The organism is Paracoccus nototheniae (genome assembly GCF_004335005.1).
GTDB classification, from domain to species: domain Bacteria; phylum Pseudomonadota; class Alphaproteobacteria; order Rhodobacterales; family Rhodobacteraceae; genus Paracoccus; species Paracoccus nototheniae.
Window position 1 is genome coordinate 1 of sequence record NZ_RQRT01000158.1, and the last position, 1,955, is coordinate 1,955.

Sequence of the window (1,955 nt, forward strand, 5' to 3'; positions counted from 1 at the left end):
GGAAAAAAGGGGGCCATGCGTGCCATCTGCGCGGCAGTCAGCCAGAAAAGGTCGCTCATGTCACCGCTCCGTTTCTGGGCCGTGAATCACGCCGCGAAACGGAAATCAATGCATCCTGACCCTAGGCGGCCCCCGCCCGCGTCAGGCCACCAGACCCACCCGGCGGCGGATATCCTCGTCGCGGAGCGACACTTCTGAGCCCAGAAAGCCGTCGGCATCCGGACTGCACATCCAGACCAGCGTGCGGGCGGGCCATTCGGGGGGAATATGCACCGACCAGTCCAGCTGGCTGACCGGGTTGATGCCACTGTCGCGGATCGCCGCCTGCATGTCGGTGGCGACCGTGCCGGGCGACAGGCTGATCGCGCGGATGCCGTCGCTGCGGGCCTCGTGATCCAGCGCGCGGGTCAGCATCAGCGCGCCGGCCTTGCTGGCGCAATAGGCGCTCCACCCCGTTTGGGGCGAATGGGCCGCGCCCGACCCGACGGTCAGCACCGTGCCGCCCCCCTGCGCCCGCATCACCGGCAGCGCGGCGCGCATGCCGTGAAAGACGCCCTTGAGGTTCACGTCGATGGCCTGCCCCCATTCGCCGGGATCGGTCTCGGCCAGATCGCCGATGGGACCGATCAGCCCGGCATTGTTGACCAGCACATCCAGCCGCCCGGCGCGATCGACCAGGGCGGCCACCGCCCGCTGCATATCCGCAGGCACCGCCACATCGCCCGACAGGGCTACGCCGCCGATCCCGTCCGCCAGATCGCGGATCGCATCGGTGCTGCGCGCCATGACACCGACCAGCGCGCCCTGGGCCGCAAAGGCCCGCGCGGTGGCGGCGCCGATGCCACGGCTTGCCCCGGTGACCAGCACCACCTTGCCCGTCATATCCGCCATCAGATCGCTCCTTCGTTGATCCCTTGGATGCAGCCTAGACGACGGGCCACCCGGATGAACAGGGGGCGCACCGCCTCAAATATCCGCAGATGGCCCGCACCGGGGCGGTGGCGCTTGACAGGGCGGCGCGGCGGGCGGTTCCATCGGCCATCATCCGCCAGCAAAGGAACCGCCCATGTGCACGGCCTGCCTGATCCAGAATGTGAAATCCCACATGATGTCGCGCCGCCACCTGTTCACCGGGGCCGCCGCCACCGCCGCGATGGGGGTGGCGGCGGGCGCGATGTCGGCGCGACCGGCGCTGGCGCAGGCCACGGGGCGGGTGGTCGATCTGACCCAGACCTATGACAGCGATTTTCCGACCTTCGACGGCAAGCCGGGCATCCTGTTCGAGGCGGACAAGAATTTCGACCCCGACGGCTATCACCTGTTCAAGCTGACGATCTTTGAACATACCGGCACGCATATCGATGCGCCGCTGCATTTTGCCGAAGGCGGCGCCTCGGTCGATGCGCTGCCGGTGGACAATCTGATCGCGCCCCTGTGCGTCATCGACATCTCGGCCAAGGCGACCGAGGATGCCAATGCAATGGTCGAGCCTGCGGATATCGAGGCGTGGGTATCCACCCATGGCGCGATCCCGGCAGGCGCCTGCGTGGCGATGAATTCCGGCTGGACGGCCAGGATCGGCGATCCCTCGTGGCGCAACCTGCCCGATGGCACGCTGGCCTTTCCGGGCTTTTCCAAGGCCGCGACCGATCTGCTGATGGACACCGGCGCAGCCTCGATCGGGGTGGACACGCTGTCGCTGGACCCCGGCAATTCGCCCGATTTCGCGGTGCATTATTCCTGGCTGCCCTCGGGGCGGTTCGGGATCGAGGGGCTGGCCCATCTGGATCAGCTGCCCCCGGCAGGCGCCACGGTCTTTATCGGCGCGCCCAAGCATCGCGGCGGCACGGGTGGCCCGGCGCGGGTCATGGCGATGGTCTGACGCGGGGGGCTTTCGCCGGGCGCCGTGGTGCGCAAGGATGGCGGAACCGCCCTGCCCGAACCGAAGAAGGCCC

At 68.5% G+C, this 1,955-nt stretch carries 2 protein-coding genes; one reads left to right on the forward strand and one right to left on the reverse strand.

Annotation, left to right across the window (positions count from 1 at the left end; genetic code table 11):
• Window positions 1-141 precede the first annotated feature (141 nt).
• Complete coding sequence (locus EG885_RS22235) at window positions 142-891, reverse strand: SDR family oxidoreductase (RefSeq protein WP_131579036.1); 750 nt, start codon at window positions 889-891, stop codon at window positions 142-144.
• A gap of 175 nt (window positions 892-1,066) precedes the next feature.
• On the opposite strand from EG885_RS22235, the gene EG885_RS22240 reads away from it, so the two are divergent.
• Window positions 1,067-1,882 carry a cyclase family protein gene (locus EG885_RS22240; RefSeq protein WP_131579038.1) on the forward strand — a complete coding sequence of 272 codons (816 nt, stop codon included), beginning with the start codon at window positions 1,067-1,069 and terminating at the stop codon, window positions 1,880-1,882.
• The last annotated feature ends 73 nt before the right edge of the window (window positions 1,883-1,955 follow it).

Bases quoted from the DNA above. Each gene is read 5' to 3' on its own strand.
- EG885_RS22235 (WP_131579036.1), bottom strand. From the start codon at position 891: ATGGCGGATATGACGGGCAAGGTGGTGCTGGTCACCGGGGCAAGCCGT.
- EG885_RS22240 (WP_131579038.1), top strand. From the start codon at position 1,067: ATGTGCACGGCCTGCCTGATCCAGAATGTGAAATCCCACATGATGTCG.